The sequence below is a fragment of the Mucilaginibacter sp. HD30 genome (genome assembly GCF_054061755.1).
In genome coordinates this window covers 3,483,953-3,502,568 of the sequence record NZ_JBSSEO010000001.1, presented here as the reverse complement: position 1 = coordinate 3,502,568, position 18,616 = coordinate 3,483,953, and the positions used below count along the sequence as shown (strand labels likewise).

The 18,616-nt window shown below is 41.7% G+C and carries 18 protein-coding genes; 8 read left to right on the top strand and 10 right to left on the bottom strand.

Annotation, left to right across the window (positions count from 1 at the left end):
• Positions 1–81 precede the first annotated feature (81 nt).
• Complete coding sequence (locus tag ACVW2L_RS16680; RefSeq protein ID WP_457129083.1) at positions 82–477, top strand: hypothetical protein; 396 nt, start codon at positions 82–84, stop codon at positions 475–477.
• Between the two features lie 74 nt (positions 478–551).
• Here the strand turns inward: ACVW2L_RS16680 and ACVW2L_RS16675 are convergent, their stop codons facing one another.
• The 4 genes from ACVW2L_RS16675 to ACVW2L_RS16660 form a co-directional block, all read right to left on the bottom strand.
• A complete protein-coding gene (locus tag ACVW2L_RS16675) occupies positions 552–1,364 on the bottom strand; it encodes an enoyl-ACP reductase FabI (protein ID WP_457129082.1) in 813 nt (270 codons plus the stop codon).
• 100 nt (positions 1,365–1,464) lie between these two features.
• Positions 1,465–3,117: a DNA repair protein RecN gene (gene recN, locus ACVW2L_RS16670; RefSeq protein WP_457129081.1), complete on the bottom strand. Its 1,653-nt coding sequence runs from the start codon at positions 3,115–3,117 to the stop codon at positions 1,465–1,467.
• 141 nt (positions 3,118–3,258) lie between these two features.
• Positions 3,259–5,394 carry a M56 family metallopeptidase gene (locus ACVW2L_RS16665; protein ID WP_457129080.1) on the bottom strand — a complete coding sequence of 712 codons (2,136 nt, stop codon included), beginning with the start codon at positions 5,392–5,394 and terminating at the stop codon, positions 3,259–3,261.
• Positions 5,395–5,446: 52 nt separating this feature from the next.
• Complete coding sequence (locus ACVW2L_RS16660; protein WP_457129079.1) at positions 5,447–5,818, bottom strand: BlaI/MecI/CopY family transcriptional regulator; 372 nt, start codon at positions 5,816–5,818, stop codon at positions 5,447–5,449.
• A gap of 217 nt (positions 5,819–6,035) precedes the next feature.
• On the opposite strand from ACVW2L_RS16660, the gene modA reads away from it, so the two are divergent.
• From modA to ACVW2L_RS16645, 3 genes are read left to right on the top strand one after another with little or no spacing between them, the layout of a single operon-like run.
• Positions 6,036–6,806 carry a molybdate ABC transporter substrate-binding protein gene (gene modA / locus ACVW2L_RS16655; protein WP_457129078.1) on the top strand — a complete coding sequence of 257 codons (771 nt, stop codon included), beginning with the start codon at positions 6,036–6,038 and terminating at the stop codon, positions 6,804–6,806.
• Positions 6,807–6,814: 8 nt separating this feature from the next.
• Positions 6,815–7,486, top strand: a complete 672-nt coding sequence (modB, locus tag ACVW2L_RS16650) for a molybdate ABC transporter permease subunit (RefSeq protein WP_457129077.1) — start codon at positions 6,815–6,817, stop codon at positions 7,484–7,486.
• Positions 7,483–8,106: an ATP-binding cassette domain-containing protein gene (locus ACVW2L_RS16645; protein ID WP_457129076.1), complete on the top strand. Its 624-nt coding sequence runs from the start codon at positions 7,483–7,485 to the stop codon at positions 8,104–8,106. Before modB ends, ACVW2L_RS16645 begins: the two co-directional genes overlap by 4 nt.
• A gap of 159 nt (positions 8,107–8,265) precedes the next feature.
• On the opposite strand, the gene ACVW2L_RS16640 is transcribed toward ACVW2L_RS16645, so the two are convergent.
• Both ACVW2L_RS16640 and ACVW2L_RS16635 read right to left on the bottom strand, forming a co-directional pair.
• Positions 8,266–8,748: a hypothetical protein gene (locus tag ACVW2L_RS16640; protein WP_457129075.1), complete on the bottom strand. Its 483-nt coding sequence runs from the start codon at positions 8,746–8,748 to the stop codon at positions 8,266–8,268.
• 347 nt (positions 8,749–9,095) lie between these two features.
• Positions 9,096–10,037, bottom strand: coding sequence for a manganese catalase family protein (locus ACVW2L_RS16635; RefSeq protein ID WP_457129074.1), 942 nt, complete (start codon positions 10,035–10,037; stop codon positions 9,096–9,098).
• Positions 10,038–10,271: 234 nt separating this feature from the next.
• Between ACVW2L_RS16635 and ACVW2L_RS16630 the strand changes: the two genes are divergently transcribed.
• The 4 genes from ACVW2L_RS16630 (at position 10,272) to ACVW2L_RS16615 (ending at position 14,234) form a co-directional block, all read left to right on the top strand.
• Positions 10,272–10,637: a DoxX family protein gene (locus ACVW2L_RS16630; RefSeq protein ID WP_457129073.1), complete on the top strand. Its 366-nt coding sequence runs from the start codon at positions 10,272–10,274 to the stop codon at positions 10,635–10,637.
• A 114-nt stretch (positions 10,638–10,751) separates the two neighbouring features.
• On the top strand, positions 10,752–12,422 hold the full coding sequence (gene pafA / locus ACVW2L_RS16625) for an alkaline phosphatase PafA (protein ID WP_457129072.1): 1,671 nt from the start codon (positions 10,752–10,754) through the stop codon (positions 12,420–12,422).
• 70 nt (positions 12,423–12,492) lie between these two features.
• On the top strand, positions 12,493–13,062 hold the full coding sequence (locus ACVW2L_RS16620; protein WP_457129071.1) for a thiamine pyrophosphokinase: 570 nt from the start codon (positions 12,493–12,495) through the stop codon (positions 13,060–13,062).
• A 134-nt stretch (positions 13,063–13,196) separates the two neighbouring features.
• The gene (locus ACVW2L_RS16615) at positions 13,197–14,234 is read left to right on the top strand and encodes a DUF6515 family protein (protein ID WP_457129070.1); all 1,038 of its coding nucleotides are present in this window, start codon (positions 13,197–13,199) and stop codon (positions 14,232–14,234) included.
• 52 nt (positions 14,235–14,286) lie between these two features.
• On the opposite strand, the gene porD is transcribed toward ACVW2L_RS16615, so the two are convergent.
• The 4 genes from porD to ACVW2L_RS16595 form a co-directional block, all read right to left on the bottom strand.
• A complete protein-coding gene (porD, locus tag ACVW2L_RS16610) occupies positions 14,287–15,180 on the bottom strand; it encodes a type IX secretion system protein PorD (RefSeq protein WP_457129069.1) in 894 nt (297 codons plus the stop codon).
• Positions 15,177–16,373 carry a bifunctional phosphopantothenoylcysteine decarboxylase/phosphopantothenate--cysteine ligase CoaBC gene (coaBC, locus tag ACVW2L_RS16605; RefSeq protein ID WP_457129068.1) on the bottom strand — a complete coding sequence of 399 codons (1,197 nt, stop codon included), beginning with the start codon at positions 16,371–16,373 and terminating at the stop codon, positions 15,177–15,179. Before coaBC ends, porD begins: the two co-directional genes overlap by 4 nt.
• A gap of 94 nt (positions 16,374–16,467) precedes the next feature.
• On the bottom strand, positions 16,468–16,800 hold the full coding sequence (locus ACVW2L_RS16600; RefSeq protein WP_457129067.1) for a DNA-directed RNA polymerase subunit omega: 333 nt from the start codon (positions 16,798–16,800) through the stop codon (positions 16,468–16,470).
• 10 nt (positions 16,801–16,810) lie between these two features.
• A complete protein-coding gene (locus ACVW2L_RS16595; RefSeq protein WP_457129066.1) occupies positions 16,811–17,740 on the bottom strand; it encodes an outer membrane protein assembly factor BamD in 930 nt (309 codons plus the stop codon).
• Between the last annotated feature and the right edge of the window lie 876 nt (positions 17,741–18,616).

The following is an 18,616-nucleotide window of genomic DNA, read 5'->3' as shown; positions in this document are numbered from 1 at the left end:
GCTATAAATTTTAAAAAATTAAAACCAACGGCTAAACCTTTTGGTTCCAATTAAATCATACAGGTAATTAAAAAAAGATCTATGAGAAAATATTTATTAATTGTAATGGCTGTAATGTTTGTTGCCGCTATTTCGTCATGTACAAAAAAATACGTTACCCCTAATACTAATATTACGGTAAAGGGTACTGTAAAGGCAAATTCCTGGGTTTTAAGCTCAGATGGAAAATCGTATGAGTCTGAAGTTCTGGTTTCTGACTTGGACAGCTACTACAATAACGATGGAGCCGTTTTGGTTTATGCATCGTTTGGTACAGGAGTTTACGAGCAAATTCCGCAGGTTTATGATGGTATATCTTATAGCTATTACCATAAAACGGGGAAAATTGTAATTTATACCCAAACACCCAACGCAACACCGGTAAAGCCTACTACAGATTTCAATGTTAAAATTGTGCTGATAGATTCTGTTTATTAACCATGTTCGGCAATAACAAAAAAGCCCTTTAGATCTATCATCTAAAGGGCTTTTCTATTATTGTTCTATTGAGATTATTCTCCCATTCTTTCTATCACTTCTTTCGTTACTCCGGTAAAAGAGAAACCGCCATCATGAAACAAGTTCTGCATGGTTACCATGCGGGTAAGGTCAGAGAATAAGGATACACAGTAATCCGCACATTGGTCAGCATCAGCATTACCCAGTGGACTCATTTTTTCAGCGTAGTTTATAAACCCGTCAAAGCCTTTAACGCCCGAGCCTGCTGTTGTGCGGGTTGGCGATTGCGATACCGTGTTTACGCGCACTTTCTTCTGGGTGCCATAAAAGTAACCAAAGTTGCGTGCAATGCTTTCTAAAACGGCTTTGTTATCGGCCATGTCATTATAATCAGGGAATACGCGCTGGGCAGCAATGTAAGTAAGCGCCACAACAGATCCCCACTCGTTTATAGCATCCATTTTCATGGCAGCTTGTAATACACGGTGTAAGCTTAATGCTGATATATCAAAACCCTTATGGGTAAAATCGTAGTTGTTTTGCGTGTAAGGGATAGATTTGCGCACGTTAACGCTCATGCCTATAGAGTGCAGTACAAAGTCAACACCACCACCAAAGTGTTCCATGGTTTGGGTTAGCAGGTTGTTAATGTCATCATTGTTGGTAACATCGGCGCCAATAACAGGTGCGTTGCACTGTTCGGCCAGTTTATTCAGTTCGCCCATGCGTAAAGCAATAGGAGCGTTGCTCAATACAATTTGTGCACCTTCTTCAACCGCGCGCTGCGCAACTTTCCAGGCAATAGATTGCTCATTTAACGCACCGAAGATGATGCCCTTTTTTCCTTTTAATAAATTATAAGCCATTTATTTAAGTTTGATTATAATGGGGCAAATGTATGTAATTATTTAAATAGTATAATATTCAATTACCCAAAGATGCCAACAGCATTCCCCCTTTAGGGAGTTAGGGGGCTAAAAGTTCCCTCGCATTCTGCAAAGCACTCTCGCCCGGCTTATCACCGCTCAACATTTTAGCAATCTCGGTCACACGCTCATCGGTACTTAGTTGCTTGATACGCGTATACGTAGCTGCGGCACTATCATCCTTATATACATAATAATGCGCCTTGCCCTTGCTGGCAATTTGCGGCAGGTGGGTAATGGTGATCACCTGTAAGTTTTCTGCTAACTGCTGCATGATTAAACCCACGCGATTAGCCACCTCGCCTGATACACCCGTATCTATCTCATCAAAAATGATAGTAGGTAAGGCGGTATTTTTGGCAATCAAAGATTTAATAGCCAGCATCAGTCGCGAAAGTTCACCGCCCGATGCTACCTTGCTCATCTCTGCTAAGGCGTGGCCCTTGTTTGCAGAAAACAGGAAACGAACGGCGTTAGCGCCGTCTCTTTCCAGCTCGGTATCAGTTAAATTTATACTTAGAATAGCATTGGCCATGCCCATTTCGGCCAGGCTCTGTACCACTTGTTTCTCTATTTCGGGAATTGCCTTTGCTCGCCCGGCGGTTAATCTAACAGCCAACTGCTCCAGATCCTTTCTTTCGGCCGCTAATTCTTGTTTGAGTTTCTCAATGGCTTCATCGCCGAAAACTGCCTGCTGTATTTTGCCGGATAGTTCCTCCTGTAAAGCAAGTAACTCAGCATTGCTTGTTACGCGATGCTTTTTTTGCAGGTTGTAAATTATAGTAAGGCGTGTGTTTATATCAGCAGCGCGTGCCTCGTCGGTATAGGTGCGTTGCTCAACGTTGTCAATCTCGGCGGCAATATCCTTCAGCTCAATTGTTACGCTGTTCAGCCGTTCGCGCAACTCTTCAATTTCGTTATTAAATTTAGCGGGCGTAGTTAATTGGTTACCGGCCTCGCGCAACTGCACTAACACCGCAGTTTCGCTATTTTGTAATAAAAAGCCAGCGCTTAACAAGTTGCGTTTAATTTCTTCGGCATTGTTAAGTGTATATAGTTCTTTCTCTAATTTCTCTTGCTCGTCTGCAACCAGGGCAGCTTTCTCCAGTTCATCAAACTGAAACTGGTAGTAATCCAGATCAGCTTTGGCTTTTTCGCTTTCTTCTATCAGCTGTTTCAAACGGTTGCCGCCTTTTTTGTACTTACTGAATTTTGTACGATACTCATCCAGCAAAGCGGGATGTTTTGCCACGGCATCAACAACCATTAATTGAAACAGGGGGTTATTGATTTCTAAGGTGGCGTGTTGCGAGTGGATATCTATCAGCTTTTCGCCGAGTGTTTTTAAGACGGTAAGATTAACAGGCGTATCATTTACAAAAGAGCGCGATTTGCCATCGGCAGATATTTCGCGGCGCAAAACCGTTTCAGCTTCGTAATCCAGATCATTCTCCTCAAAAAAACTTTTTAAGTGGAACCCGTCGATTTTAAACAAGCCTTCAATAATGCATTTCTTTTGCTGATTGAAAAAGTAACGACTCTCTGCCCGCTGCCCCAAAATAAGCGACAGCGCACCCAATACGATGGATTTACCTGCACCAGTCTCGCCGGTAAGTATATTCAGGCCCTTGTCTAAAACAATTTCCAGGTCATCAATTAAAGCGTAGTTATTAATACTTAGCTTTTGCAGCATATAGGCATCTGTTGTTTGAGGTTACTAAAGTACAAAAATCGCTCCTTTAGTTGGAAAATGCCATATAACAATTTATCGAGAAAAAATAAAGGACCGGCGTACGGGCCGGTCCTTTTCAAACTAAATTAAACTAACTGATCATTATTGGGGTTTTTTAGATGTAGCAGCAGGTGCAGGCTTTGCTGCAGGCGCTACACGAGATCGCTTTGCCCTTGGCGCTGTTTTCATTGCAGGCACTTCCTTCATTTCGGGTACTTCATCCATTTCAGGAAGCTCTTTCATTTCGGGCAATTCTTTCATTTCAGGCATTTCCGGCAACTCCTTAAGTTCTTTAAGCTCTCCCAACTCCTTCATAGCTTTTAAATACTCCGGATTGTCTTTGAACTTTTGGGTCAATTTTATAGCTTGTTCTACAAGCTTTTTTTGTTGCTTTTGCCACTCAGGGTTGTTTGCAAGCTTTGTACTCATTTTGGCGGCTTCTAAACCAAGCTTGGTTGCATTCGTAACCAACACTTCCTGTTGTTTTTTCCACTCGGGGCTGTTTGTAATACGTGTACTTAGCTCTGCAGCCTGCAACCCGAATGCGGTGGCATCTTTTATTAATGCTTCTTTATTCTTTTCCCATTCAGGGCTCTCAAAACGTTTGCCTAATTCTTCTGCTCTTTTCTCAATATCTGCCTGCTTCTTTTTCCACTCCGGGCTCTCAAACTGCTTAGCCATTCTTTCGGCTTGTTTTTCAAGATCAGCTTGCTGTTTTTTAAATGCCTTGCTTTCAAATCTTTTAGTCAGCGCCTCGGCTTGCTTTTCAAGATCAGCCTGTTGCTTTTTAAATGCCGGGCTGTTAAAATGTTTATCCATTTCTGCAACCTGTAAGTCAAGAGCCGCCTGGTATTTTTTAAATGCCGGGCTCTCAAAATAGTTGTTCATTTTGTTATAAGCAGAGTCGGTTCTGAACTTGAAATTAAAGTTATAATCTTCTCTGGCATCCATTTCGCGTTTTACCTCAGCAGGTAAGTCGGCGGCAGAATTGTACTCTTTGCGGTTGCCATTTTCGTCTTCAATTATAATCTTGTACTTTCCTGGTTTTTTGATAGTATCACTCAGGTTGGCGAATGTAGTATCATCATATTTAACCTGAAATTTTGATTTTTTTGATTTTGCCGGGGCCGGAATTTCCGGGGCAATTCGCTCTGATGAAGAGATATCACCGCTTGATGTAAATGCTGTAAGCATTTTAATAGCCGGATCAAGATTCTTTACCTTCAGTTTTCCGTCTTCAACTTTTGGGTTAAGCCAGGCTATGCTGGTTATGCCCAGGGTAAGCGCCAGTACAGTTACCAGTACCGGGCGTATATTTATGGAGTGTTTTTTAGTTTTCATGATTCTTTCAATTCTGTTAAGTAATTCAAATTTTCGCTTACCCGTAGCGGCAAGGGCCAGTTGCCATTGGTATTGCTTGTTTTCCTCTAATTTTAGCAGGGTTTGTGCATAAATAAAGGGTCTGCTGGTGGTCTCAATCACCAGGTCATCACAGCTATGCTCTCTTTCCTCGCTAATAACTTTGCTTATCAGCCGGGCAAAGGGGTTAAAGAACAGCATAATGCCTATAACCTGTTGAATAAAATTATGAAGGTAATCGTTGCGTTTAACGTGGGCCAGTTCATGCAGCAATATCGCTTCAACTTCTTCCGTATTTAAATAGCAGGATATAGATATCGGAAGCAGTATTATTGGTTTAAAAAACCCTGTTACACAAGGTACGTCCACCCATTCGCTAAACGCAGCATCAACTTTTGTTTTAAGATTTAATTGGGTTGATAGCTTGTGGATAGATGAAGCAAATTCTGTTTGCGTAACATACTTTTTTATTTGATAGATGTTATTCCAGGCAAATACCAGTTTAAGGGTATTAAATACCAAGCCAACTACATATAATACGGTTACATAAGGCATGTAGCCTGCAATGGTTAAATAGTATTTGTTAACAGGCGCTTGTGCACCGGCATTAATTAATCCGGGTAATGCAATAGGGTTAAGGGCAACCGGTGCATTGGCTTGCCACTCGTAATTAATCAATTGTAAAAACAGGGTATATAAAAACCATCCTAAAACAGTGGTAAGTGCGCCAAAGGCAACACGGTACCTGATAGCTGCCGGCACCTGCGGAAAAACCAATATAAATATGCGCAACAGCATATATACTATTAAGCCCTGCCACAGTGAGTGAACAACTGTGATACCTAAAACCTGACTGATGTTATAAAATAGATTTTCCATTATGCTAAGTGCTTTCCTTATTATTAACTAATCACTATCTCCAATCTACCAATCACTGCTCTTCAAATTGTTTTAAATAATTCCTTATCGCGTCTAACTCATCGTTTGATGCCCGGTGCTGCCCAAGCGCCTGTATCACCAAATCAGCGGTAGAACCCTTAAATACGGTACTAATAATTTTGTCCAGCGCAGTGCTTTGTGCCTGTTCCCTGCTTATTAAGGCTTTATACAAGTGTGTTTTGGCCGTAGTGTCGCGCTCAACCAATCCTTTGTCGTGCATTATCTGCATTAACTTTAGCGTAGTTGTATAACCGGCGTCTTTGTTTTTCGCCAATTCTTCGTGCACGTCGCGTACGGTACATTGGCCCTTTTTCCAAATCACCTGTAAAATTTCCAGCTCGCTTTCTGTGGCTTTTAGTTCCATAATTCTCTATACGAATATCTTCGTACAAAGATGTACGATTGATTTCGTATATCCAAGAGAAAAATGAAAATTTTTAAAAATATTTTTATTTAGTTTTGCGTTACACATATATATAGGCGTCTTGCAAGATAATTTGTTGTAGCCGGCTATTAAACGGAAGACAGACGATCCTGCTTTCATTGCATTTATTAAAAATTTAAGGTTTAATACTTTAGCCATGAGGTTTCAAGGGTTAGGTTCTGTTATAAAGCGCGGTTGGCTAATTGCGCTTATTCTATTTCTTCAGGTTGTAAATAGCGCTGCACAAAATGTACGCGTTGCTACCGCCGCAAACCTGCAAAGCGTTATAGGTGCGCTCGAAGCAGATTTTAAAAAGAAAACGGGTATAACAATAGAACCTATAATAGGCTCGTCGGGCAAACTTGTTGCCCAAATGAAGAACGGCGCGCCTTTTGACCTATTTCTTTCTGCGGATATGAATTTCCCGGATGCTTTGTACAAAGCGGGACTTACAACTAAACAACCTGTTGTGTATGCTTACGGCAACCTGATAATTTGTAGTACCCAGAATATAGGCTTTGTTAACTGGCAACGCGTTTTACTTACCCCGGCCATTAAAAAGATTGTAATTGCCAACCCCGATGTGGCACCTTACGGAGCAGCTGCAAAAGAAGTTTTACAAAAAGAGGATATTTTAGGCAATATTAAATCTAAACTTATTTTTGCCGAAAGTGTATCGCAGGTAAACACTTACATAACAACAGGTGTGGTTGATGTTGGCTTTACCACGCAGGCATTGATCAACGATCCCGCCAACAAAACAAAACTTTACTGGACAGCCATAGACCCTAAAACCTATACATCCATACAGCAAGGAATGGTGATATTGAAGCGTGCCGAAAAAAATGCCGGGGCTGTAAAATTTTACCGGTACTTGCTAAGCACAGATGCCAAGCGCATATTTGGAAAATACGGCTATAGAATATAGTAAAAAGCATGGATCTGTCTCCTATTTGGCTCACGCTTAAACTTGCTGCAATAACAACCCTGCTGTTATTATTTGTGGGTCTGCCACTTGCGTGGTGGTTGTCAAAAAGCAGGTCGGTATTTAAGATCATTGTTGAAGCATTGATAACTATGCCGCTGGTTTTGCCACCATCCGTATTGGGGTTTTACCTGCTGCTGGCTTTTAGTCCGCAGCATGGTATTGGCAAATGGCTGCAGGACACTTTTGATGTACAATTTGTTTTTTCTTTTAAAGGATTAGTACTGGCATCGGTTATCTACAGCATGCCTTTTATGACGGGGCCTATCAAATCAGCATTGCAGCAGTTGCCGCAATCATTGGCGCAGGCATCATACACGTTGGGTAAAACCCAATGGCAAACTTTTAAAAGTGTATTATTACCCAATATTAAGCCGTCCCTTGTTACAGCGTTGGTACTCACCTTTGCGCATACGCTTGGTGAGTTTGGGGTTGTGTTAATGATAGGCGGAAACATACCCAATGTTACCCGTGTGGCATCTATAGCCGTGTATGATTCTGTTGAGCGTATGGATTACGCATCGGCAAATAATTATTCCCTTATTTTATTCGCCCTCACGTTTGTTATGGTTATCGGCGTTTTTGTGTTTAATAAATATCAAGCTAAAAGCCCCTTAGAATGATTGATATTAACATTGAAAAGGAGCTAAAGGGTTATGCCGGTGCAGGTACAATAAAGATTAAGCATCAATTTGCCAAAGGGAGCATCACAAAAATACATGGCCCATCCGGAGCCGGAAAAACCACTTTTTTAAAAATATTAGCCGGGCTTGTACAGGCCGATACGGGAAAAATTATTGTTAATAATGTAGCATGGCTGGATAGTGAGCGTCAAGTCAATCTCTCGCCGCAGGCCCGGCGGGTTGGTTTTGTGTTTCAGGATTACGCCTTATTTCCTAATATGTCCGTAAAGCAGCACCTGGAATATGCAACAACGGACCAGCCTTGGATTAACCGACTGTTGCATTTAGGTAAGCTGGAAACACTAACAACCCATAAGCCGCACCATCTGTCGGGAGGACAGCAGCAGCGCCTGGCCATTTTACGTGCGCTGGCAATAAGGCCCCAGGTTATATTAATGGATGAACCTTTTTCTGCGCTGGATCGCGCTATGAAATCTGAACTTATAGGCGATCTTAAATCAATTTTTTCAGCTCTAAGCGCTACTGTCCTCATCGTAAGCCATAATCCTGACGAACTGGTTAATATTGCAAAAGAAGATCTTTACATTGAAGGGATTTAGGTTTTCAAAAAATTCGATAATTTGCCTACAAGAATAGTTGCTTTAAATAACGGCTGGCTGTGGGTTAAAAGACAATCCGAAAACAACATTTTATATAAAGTTACCAGCTTGATAATAGCCTGTACTAACCCAAGTAGGCGTAGTACAGGCTATAGATATTTAATTCGATTCCAGAACGGTCGCTGTAAACTTAGCATCTGGTAAGCTTGAAGTGCTTTTTAGCATTACCTCCGGGACAACTATTTTGGCTTTTCCGTTGGTGATGGTGATATTGACTTTAGCCCCGGTGCCAATGTAAGCATAAACACCTGCAGGACCGCCGGCCGCCAATTGAAAGTTGTTCGCGTTTAAAGCGGTTCCAATGCTGACTAATTCATATGAACCACTTACAGTTGGCGGGTTTAAAAAGGTAAAGACCGCTGAATTAATGGTAGCAGTGTTTGAACCGGTTGGAATAGCGTCGTAAAAGCTAATTAATGTATTGACTGTGCTGCCGCTACTTGTTATCCTGTATGACAGAGCCGCTTTGTAAGATGTTGTTCCTAAAGTCCAACTGCTTTCTACAGATGGCTCGGCGTCGTTTTTCTTGCATCCTGCCGCAAAGAACGCAATGGTAATTAGTAAAATAAGTGCTTTTTTCATGTGTGTATGTTTAAATTGATTTTACACAAATCACCTTTTTTAATGGCACCGTAGCAATAACGCAAATGCGGTAATTATTGGCGAATGTGCCGGATAAGTTTATCAGGAGTTGCCACATACAGATAAACATATAATCTAAAAGTGGTACACCATTATTGTATAACTAACTATAATACAATAAACTAAAAAAATCAGTTGCTTTTTAATTGACAAGGATTTGACTAAAACCGCTATACAATCAATGTATACGGCTTGACTTGTGTGTATCTTAATTCCTGTATTTGGGTAATAAAAAAGCCTCACCGCAAGGGTAAGGCCTTATATAGACGTTGAAGATGTATTAGTTGTTAATTTTCAACCGGTTTGTAATCGCTCCATTGAGCAACACCTTCAGGTTCGGCTTTTTTTACTTCGTCGCTTTTTATTTTGCTCATTTGCTTATCCAGTTTCTCGGTTTCTTTCAGCTCTTTACTAAAATCATCCGGTAAAACTGTGTGGCCTTTGGTTTGATTTGCCTGCGCAATGGGGTCAGGAATATAAACCCAGTTTTTACCCATTCCCGGCATTTCCCCTTCATTCCACGGGCCACGTACTGTGCCTGCAGATAAGTTGTAGGCCTGTTGGGTATATCTTGGATCGGCCGCCAGTACGCCTGGAGGGAAGTTATCTTCAATACTATTCAGCGCAGCTTCAAACATTTTATAGTGCGCTACTTCGCGGGTCATTAAAAAGGAAAGCGTTTCATGAATGTACGGGTCATCTGTAAATTTCATCAAATGCTCATAAACAAGTTTGGCTCTTGATTCTGAAGCCAGGTTTGTGCGCAAATCAACCGTAAGGTCGCCGTTGGAGTTAACGTACGATGCGCACCATGGAATACCCTGGCTATTACGTGGGGTAACCCCTCCTCCGGTTATAATGGCAAACTGCGGATTTGCAGTTAAGGCCTGATGAATAATGTTTTCCTTAGCTGCCTTCCCTTCCATCACCTGCATTATCTCAGAGCTGTCGGCTGCATTCTTCAGTTCGCCGTTGACCCCTTTTAATAACATCTGGATAGTAGCTCCAACTATCTCTAGATGGCTAAACTCTTCAGTGGCTATGTCCATCAGCATATCATACTTATCCGGATGCGGAACCTTTGCTCCGAATGCCTGGGTAAAATACTGCATGGCAGCAGCCAGCTCGCCGTTTTCGCCGCCGAATTGCTCTAATAACAGGTTAGCAAAGCGAGGGTCAGGGCGCGAAACCCTGGCATTAAATTGTAAGTCTTTAACATGATGAAACATAGCGGTAGATTTTTTAATTAGAAATTTTTTTAATTAGAAGGATAATACGTAAGTATAACTACGGTGGATAAGGAATGTTTTACCACAGAGATAATAAACCTAAAGCGGTAAATAACGCAGATCGCACCCTAAACTTGTCGCTTTTACAACCCACGCGCTAAGCCTGCCTTACCTATATTTGTTATCATCAAATAACATTCATTATATTTATTATAAACTTTAACTCACGCAATCATGAAAATTATTTATTGGATTTTTACCGCACTGTTAATATTACTAATGTTGTTCTCGGCCGTTGGCAGTTTCTTTCCCAATCCGCAGGGCGAAGCAATGATGAAACAAATAGGTTACCCCTACAGTGTTTTGCATTTATTGGCTGTATTAAAAGTGCTGGGCGCTTTGGCGTTATTGGTGCCGGGTTTCCCTCGTTTAAAAGAATGGGCCTACGCCGGATTTACTTTTGACCTGCTGGGCGCTATTTATGCCTTTTTAATTATAGGCACTCCGGTTGTCAACGTTGCCTTTATGTTTGTAGGTTTAATACTGGTAGCTGGCTCATACATCTATTACCATAAGTTATTAAAAGAAAAGCAGGCTTAGGCTTTTACAAATGCTGTAATGCAACAGCTCTTTCCTGAAATATTGCCTTAACAGAAACTTCATGCAAGGTTTTATTTGTAATATTGATATTTGCAAAAAATAACCCCGTTAAAAATGAAGATTAAACTACTGTTTTTGCTGCCTTTGGTATGCGGCGTATTGAACGTATCTGCTCAAAATAAAATTAAAAGCGCAGCTGGTACAACTGCGCTTCCCCGCCCTAAGTTAGTAGTAGGCATAGTGGTTGACCAAATGCGTTGGGATTACCTTTATCGCTTTTATGACCGATACAGCAGCGGGGGCTTTAAACGGATGCTTAACGAGGGTTTTACCTGCGAGAATACAAATATTGACTACATTCCTACGGTTACGGCTATTGGCCACAGCACTATATATACCGGTTCTGTGCCCGCGCTGCACGGTATAGCCGGTAATGATTTTATTGTACAGGCAACGGGTAAGTCAATGTACTGTACGGAGGATACCTCTGTGCAGACTGTAGGCAGTAGTTCCGAGGCGGGGAAAATGTCGCCGCGAAACCTTTTGGTTACTACCGTTACTGATGAGTTGAGGCTGGCAACTAACTTCCGTTCAAAAGTTATAGGTATTGCGCTTAAAGATCGTGGAGGTATTTTACCTGCAGGGCATACCGCCAATGCTGCTTACTGGTTTGATGATAAAAACGGCGCCTGGATAAGCAGCACCTATTATATGAAGGACTTGCCCCAATGGGTAAAGGACTTTAATGCAAAAAAACTGCCTGACGCTTACCTTAAAAAAGATTGGAATACCTTGTATCCAATTAATACCTACGCGCAAACTCTACCCGATGAGAGCAAATACGAAGGTAAGTTTCCCGGTGCGGCCACAACAAGTTTCCCTGTAAAAACATCTGAGCTATACAAAGGCAATGCAGGCATGATACGCACTACGCCCTACGGTAACACACTTACGCTTGACATGGCCAAAGCAGCAATTGAAAACGAAGCAATGGGCAATGGTAGTGTTACCGACTTTTTGGCGTTAAGTCTTTCTTCAACAGATTACGTTGGGCACCAGTTTGGCGTTAACGCGGTAGAAGTTGAGGACACCTATCTTAGGCTTGACAAGGACCTGAATGATTTTTTTGCATACCTGGATAGCAAGGTAGGTAAAGGGCAATACACCGTGTTTTTATCTGCCGACCACGGGGCCGCCCACAACACCGGTTTTTTACGCGACCATAATGTTCCTGCTGATGTATGGGACAGCGGAGCAGCATTAAGGGATTTGAATAAAGTATTGTTGGATAAATATAAAAGCGATGGTATTGTACTTTCTTTAACCAATTACCAGGTAAATCTTAATAATGCTGTTATTGCCAAAGCGGGTTTAGACGAAGCTGCTATAAAGGCAGATTGCATAAGATTATTAGAGAAACAGCAAGGCGTTGCATTTGTGGTAGATATGAAAAAAGCTGCTTTAGCAACTGTTCCGGATGCTTTGCGCATACGGATAATAAATGGATATAATGCCCAAAACAGCGGGGTTATACAAATAGTATTGCAACCCGCGTGGTTAAGCGGCAGAAGGGTTGGCCACAATTCGCCCACCGGAACGAGCCACGGCACCTGGAACCCGTATGACGCACACATTCCGTTGGTTTTTATGGGATGGGGTGTTAAACACGGCAGCACCGTGCGCGCTACTAACATGACGGATATTGCACCAACTGTTGCTGCCCTGCTGCATATACAGGCGCCGAATGGGAATATTGGGACAGCTATTCAAGAAGTTATTAAGTAGGGAGGATTTTTAGCACCTTTGTCATTCTGAGTTAGTGCTCAGAATGACAATTTAAAATAAATCAAGGTCTTTGTCCAGTCACCACATAGTTCGCGAAAAGCAAGAGCCCGCGCTGCTGGTTTTGGACATGGATAACTTTGACCGGGAATTGCTTGGTCAGCTTTTGGAGTGGAGCCCAACCGTTATTGCCACATCGCAAACTGCTGAGCAATTTAGCGTTATGGGTATTAAGGTAGATCGCGTATTGGGTAACGATGTCGGCGAAGTGCTACAATCTAATGTAACTTACATCTCTATTAGTAATGACAAACCTGTAGTGGCAGCACTTGGCTTTTTAATTGATGAGAAGTACGGCGCGGTAAACATAGTCACTGACGAGTTTACACCCAGTGAATACACGTCCTTTGTTTCGCACATTAACCTGGTAGTGCTTCATCAGCATAAAAAAACATATCCCATAAGCTCCGGCTTTACCAAATGGTTGCCTGCGGGAGAAGTCATCAACCTGCACTCCGAACCCAAAGAACTTGTAAGCAGTGGTCTAGCCCAAACGGCGCCCGGAGTTTTAATAACCAGTGCCGATGGTGTTATTAAGCTGGAGTTTGCCGACAGTTTTATTTTTATATCAGAAACTATCTGATATTCAATTATTTTATCAATTAATTTCGGGTATCTTTATTGCTATACAGATGTTATTGGCATTAAACTATTCGGCATTATTTCGCTCTAAAAAATAAGCTACTGCCCGTTTTACAGGAGCATTAGATAAACACAATGAAAGATAATCATATAAAAATAACCGGGGCAGTGCTGCTCATGTCGCTGTTTTTAACAGTAGGTGCAGATGCGCAGCGCAGGGGTACGGGTGGTGGTGGAGGCATAAGTCCGTCACAAGGCGGTTCGCAGGGAATGGGCATGGTAAGGCCGCAGCCTTCTGTTGCTCCGCCACAAAGCTATTCGCCACCCCGTACAAGTAATGCACCCGCTGCAGGTGGTTATGCCGATCCGCGCCGTGGTAATACTAATATAGCTTCACCAAATCAGCAGGGTGGTGCTTTTAATGGCAGACAACCCAATAATTACCCGCCGCGCAATAATGCTTATCCGGGAATGCCGCGACCGGGCACCGATGTAAATATTGCCCGTGGAAGTGGTGCCTATGGCAGGCCGTCAACACGACAATTGGCAGGGTCAAACCGTGTTTACCGCGTTTGGGACGGTTTGCCATACGGCCGCAACTATATTTCGGTCAGGCCGCAGGGCGTTTACTACAATCATAATGGGTATTATTCATCGTATTATGCCCCGCGTATAGGTTTAAGCGTTAATGTATTGCCGTATGGGTATTATCCCTTTTACTATGGTCCCTCGCTTTACTATTATGGCGGCGGCATGTATTACCAGCAAACTGATAATACTTATACCGTGGTTGAACCACCTATAGGCGCAGAGGTTAAGCAATTGCCGGATAATGCGCAATCTATTGTAATAAACGGAGTTCAGTATTATGAATTAAACGGTGTGTATTATCAGCCTATAACTAAGGATGATGGCACACTTAGCTATCAGATAGCTGGTAAAGACGGCGAATTGAATACTGATGATGTTAGCGCGCAGGATGTCCCGCCTATACAAGTAGGCGACCTGGTGGATAACCTGCCCGAAGATTACCGTAAAATAAACCTGAATGGCGAAAAATATTATGTAACGCCAAGCGGATATTATTTGCAGGATGCAATTGATGAAAACGGTAAAAAGGTATATAAGATAATAAGCGTTCCTGCCCCTGATGCAGGCGACGATAAAAAATAATGGTGAATGTTAAATACGGCTGATCATTCCTTTTTAAGGGGTGGTCAGTTTTTTATTTTTGGAGGACCTGATATTTTATCCCGTTAGACGGGTCGGCTTTCATTAAAATGTTGAGTGCTTGTACACGTTCCTGCGCCGGGGCTGTAGCATAAAGGTTCACTAACTCATCGCTTTTAGCAGCAAAAAACACCAGTGGCAGCATAGTGCCCAGGCGCTGCCTGTCTACATCGGCCAGTACCGGTAAAAAACTATTGATCGCTTTACGTGCCTTACTAACATTATCAGCCATCACATCCATTCCGTTACGGTGATAATCATATATAAAAACGCGCAGCGGCTCGTACACTTTATTGTTAAGATTTTCTATCAGCCAGTAACGGTTGGTATTGCTGTCAAAAGCTTTCCAGCCACGGTAGGATGATGCTTGTGCAATGGTCAATACGTTTTGCGCACGTGCGTAATAAGAAGTACCGCCTAATCGTGAGAAACTGTCATTATCAACCCCGGCTATTATATAAGCGTAAAAAGCCATAACCGAAGCCAGGTTTGATTGAAAGTTTTGATCAGAATAATCAATGGTTTGCCCTTCGGTATAGTTAAAGTCAAAATCCTTATCATTGATATTTAAAAGGCCGGTGGTATAATTGGAGTTAAATACCGGCCGCGTTGACTGTACCTGCAACTCAGCGTTAAAACTGCTGCTGCCATCCCAGTTGGTAATATTTACCACAAAACTGCACTCTATACGCTCTTGAGATAAAAGGGGATCATTTAGCCATTTGCGGCCATTCAAAAAATCCTTCATAGCTGTTTCCAGCGATTGAAAAATACGTTTGTTAGTGGTCTGGATCTTTGGCGATAACACGGTTACCCGCGCGTTCAGGTCCTGTGCTGATGTCTTTAATGCAAAAACACATAATGCTATGTAAAGGCATGTCCATCTCATAACAGCGTTACTATTTTTGCGCATATATCATGGGCGACAGCCTCTTTGCTCTTAAGATCGAAAGTGGTTTTAGCAAGATCACTATCAATTATAGTTATTTTATTGGTATCACCTTTAAAACCTGCGCCTGCATCCTTAAGAGAATTTAATACGATCAGATCCAGATTCTTAGATTTTAGCTTGCCTATGGCATGTTCTTCCTCATTGTCGGTCTCTAACGCAAAACCTATCAACAACTGTCCGCGCTTTTTCAGGCTGCCAAGTTGTTTTAATATATCGGTGGTCTTTTTTGTTTCGATAACCAGCCCCGCGTCTTGTTTCTTTATTTTTTGAGATGCTACAGCAATGGGAGTGTAATCAGCCACGGCTGCACTCATTACGCAAATTTTTGATCCTTCAAAATAGTGCAGGCAGGCATCCAGCATTTCTGCCGCTGATGTTACATCAATCCGTTTAACAAATTTTTGTTTGCTTATTTGTGCCGATGGGCCCGATACCAACACTACATCGGCTCCTAATTTTGCCAACTCGTCCGCAATGGCAAATCCCATTTTGCCTGATGAATGGTTGCCTATAAAACGTACCGGATCAATAGCTTCAAAAGTTGGTCCTGCTGTAACTAAAACTTGTTCTCCGTTTAAAGGGAGATTCTTTTTTAGAGCGTTTACTAAAAAGTCTACTATCTGTTCAGGTTCGGCCATGCGGCCTTCACCGTGTAAACCACTGGCCAGTTCTCCGCTACCGGGTTGTATCAAAATATTACCAAAGCCTTGCAGTTTGGCTACATTTTGCGTGGTTGATGCGTGCTTCCACATATCAAGATCCATGGCCGGGGCAAAGTAAACCGGGCACTTGGCGGATAGGTAAATAGCCGTAAGTAAATTATTGCAAAGCCCTGCCGCCATTTTTGCCATTGTATTGGCACTTGCAGGCGCAATTATCATTAGATCTGCCCAAAGGCCAACTTCAACGTGGTTGTTCCATTCGCCGGTTTCGAGCTTAAAATAATCGGCAAGTACAGGTTTTTTTGAGAGGGTGGACAGTGTTAAGGGTGTAATAAAGTTTAACGCGTCTGGCGTCATTACCACCTGAACATTAGCGCCGGCCTTAACAAGCAGCCTAACCAGCGTGGCTGCCTTATAAGCCGCTATGCTGCCGCACACCGCTAAAACTATGTTTTTACCTTCCAGCATATTGTTAAAGTAAAAAATAAAAAGTCAAAATTCAAAAACAGGATACCTCAAACTTTTTTGAATTTTGACTTTTAACTTTTGAATTGAAAGAAGCTTAAACTTCTTTGGCAGGATTGCGATAGTAGATCTTACCGTCTAAAAATTCCTGAACTGCAACCAATGATGGTTTTGGCAATTTTTCGTAATGTTTAGAGATCTCTATTTGCTCACGGTTTTCAAATACCTCTTCCAAATTGTCATTTGATGAAGCAAACTCAGAAAGTTTTTGATGCAGCTCTTCTTTTATGTTGTTAGATATCTGGTTGGCTCTTTTACCCATTATCACTAACGACTCATAAATATTGCCGGTTTCCACATCCAGTTCGCGCAAATCGCGGGTTACTGTGCTGCTGGCTACAGCCGGTTTGTTGTTAATATTTGTGCTCATATCAATTTTTTTAGTTTGGTATTTTTTTATGGATGTCCATCTTTATTGATGGTGTTTGATTTATTACTGAATCTTTACGGGCAAGTTTCCTGGCCAGTTTTTCGTCGCTCACGGCGGCAGCTATAATACGCCTCACGTTCGCAATGCCGTTTTCGCTATCTTCTTTTACGCCGTTTATTTCTTTAAGATATTTGCTGGTTGGATATTTCTCAACAAAGCCAATCGCAAGGTTTTTAGCTTCCTCAAAACGCTCTTCCTGTTTTGTTTCGCGGCTGTTGCGGGCATATTGATACTGAGCTTTTGCGTTCAGGAATTCTATCTCTTCCGCATACCTCGTATCCGGGTAATCGCGTAATGTATTCCCAAAACTAATTACGGCAGCCTGATGGTTACCTGTAACGTAGTATAGCTTTGCATTGGCAAAAGCTTTTTCTTCAAGCCTGCCGTGCAGCTCATCTACCAATTTATTAGCTTCAGCAACGTGCTCACCTTTAGGGTAAAGGTTAATGTAAAGCTGCATGGCCTCAATTGATTTTAAAGTATTGGCCTGATCAAGCGAAAAAACAGGAGCCTCAAGATATAAACAATAAGCTGTTAAGAAACGTGCCTCTTCTGCGTGTATGCTTGAAGGGAAGTCCTTAGCGTAGTCTTTAAAGTAGAAGGATGCCGCGGTATAGTCTTTTAGCTTATAAGTAGTCATCGCATTTAAATAAAAAAGCTCTTCAGCACCTTCCTGGTTACGGTAACGCACCAGCAGTGTCTCAAAAAGCCCCAGTGCTTTGCTGTATTGCTTTTTCTCGTAAAGCCGCTTGCCCTCCGCAAACTTTTTAGTGTTATCATTGCTGGCTTTAAGCTTTTCGTACTTGCTTTTACAGCTTCCGGCTGCAACAAGCAATAGTATTAAAAGCCCCCCAACTACAGATCGTTGTTTTTTAAACATTTTGCAAAGATAAATAATAATACAAAGTCAATCAATTTTTTATTTATAGGCTGTAAATATAAGGGGCTGATTAATAGCAAATACACTATATGCCGCCATTTAACATCTTTTAACGTATATATAGTATATAAACGTACCCTTGTGTTTTACTATTTACCTGATGTATTAATTAACCATATAGTATATATAGTAGCGTAGTTTACCGGTTTAGCAAGTGATGTTGAAATGGAGTGAGATATAGCTGCATTTTTTCCCCCTCATATGCAGCGTGTTAGCTTAACACTAAGCTTTTTTTATGCGGATTGTTTGCATAATATAAAAATCAACGTACCTTTGCAGCCCGCAAAAGAGGAAGCGGTTGTTCATTGAAGAGGGAAGTTGATTAGAGAGTTTAAGGGTTTTGCCCGATAACGATTAGAAAAGTGAAAGGATAAATCAACAAGCAAACGGCCCCAAAATATATTTTAAAATATATTTGGAAAAGGAAAAAAGATTCCTACCTTTGCAGTCCCAAAACAAGGGCGCTGAAATAAGCGAAATACCGGAAGCGATTTCCGGGAATAAAAATTTGAAAAGGTGATCGTTGCAATAACGATAAACTATAAAATCTGAACCGTGACGGGGAAGAGCAAAGTTCTTTTAAAAGATGCAATCATGTAACGAGCGGTAAGACGCGAGGGATTCGAAGCAAGCGCAAGCGAGTGGAGGAGAAATCAAGTCAAACTGTTTAGTTTAGAAAAGAAGAAGGATAGATTGAATATAGGGGGAAGGGTATTGTATAAAGATATATAATACAAATAACTAGAGATTCTATTTATTAGACAATTCCAAAGAATAAAAAGATAAGTAGAGTCAGGAAGTTATCAAACACAACAT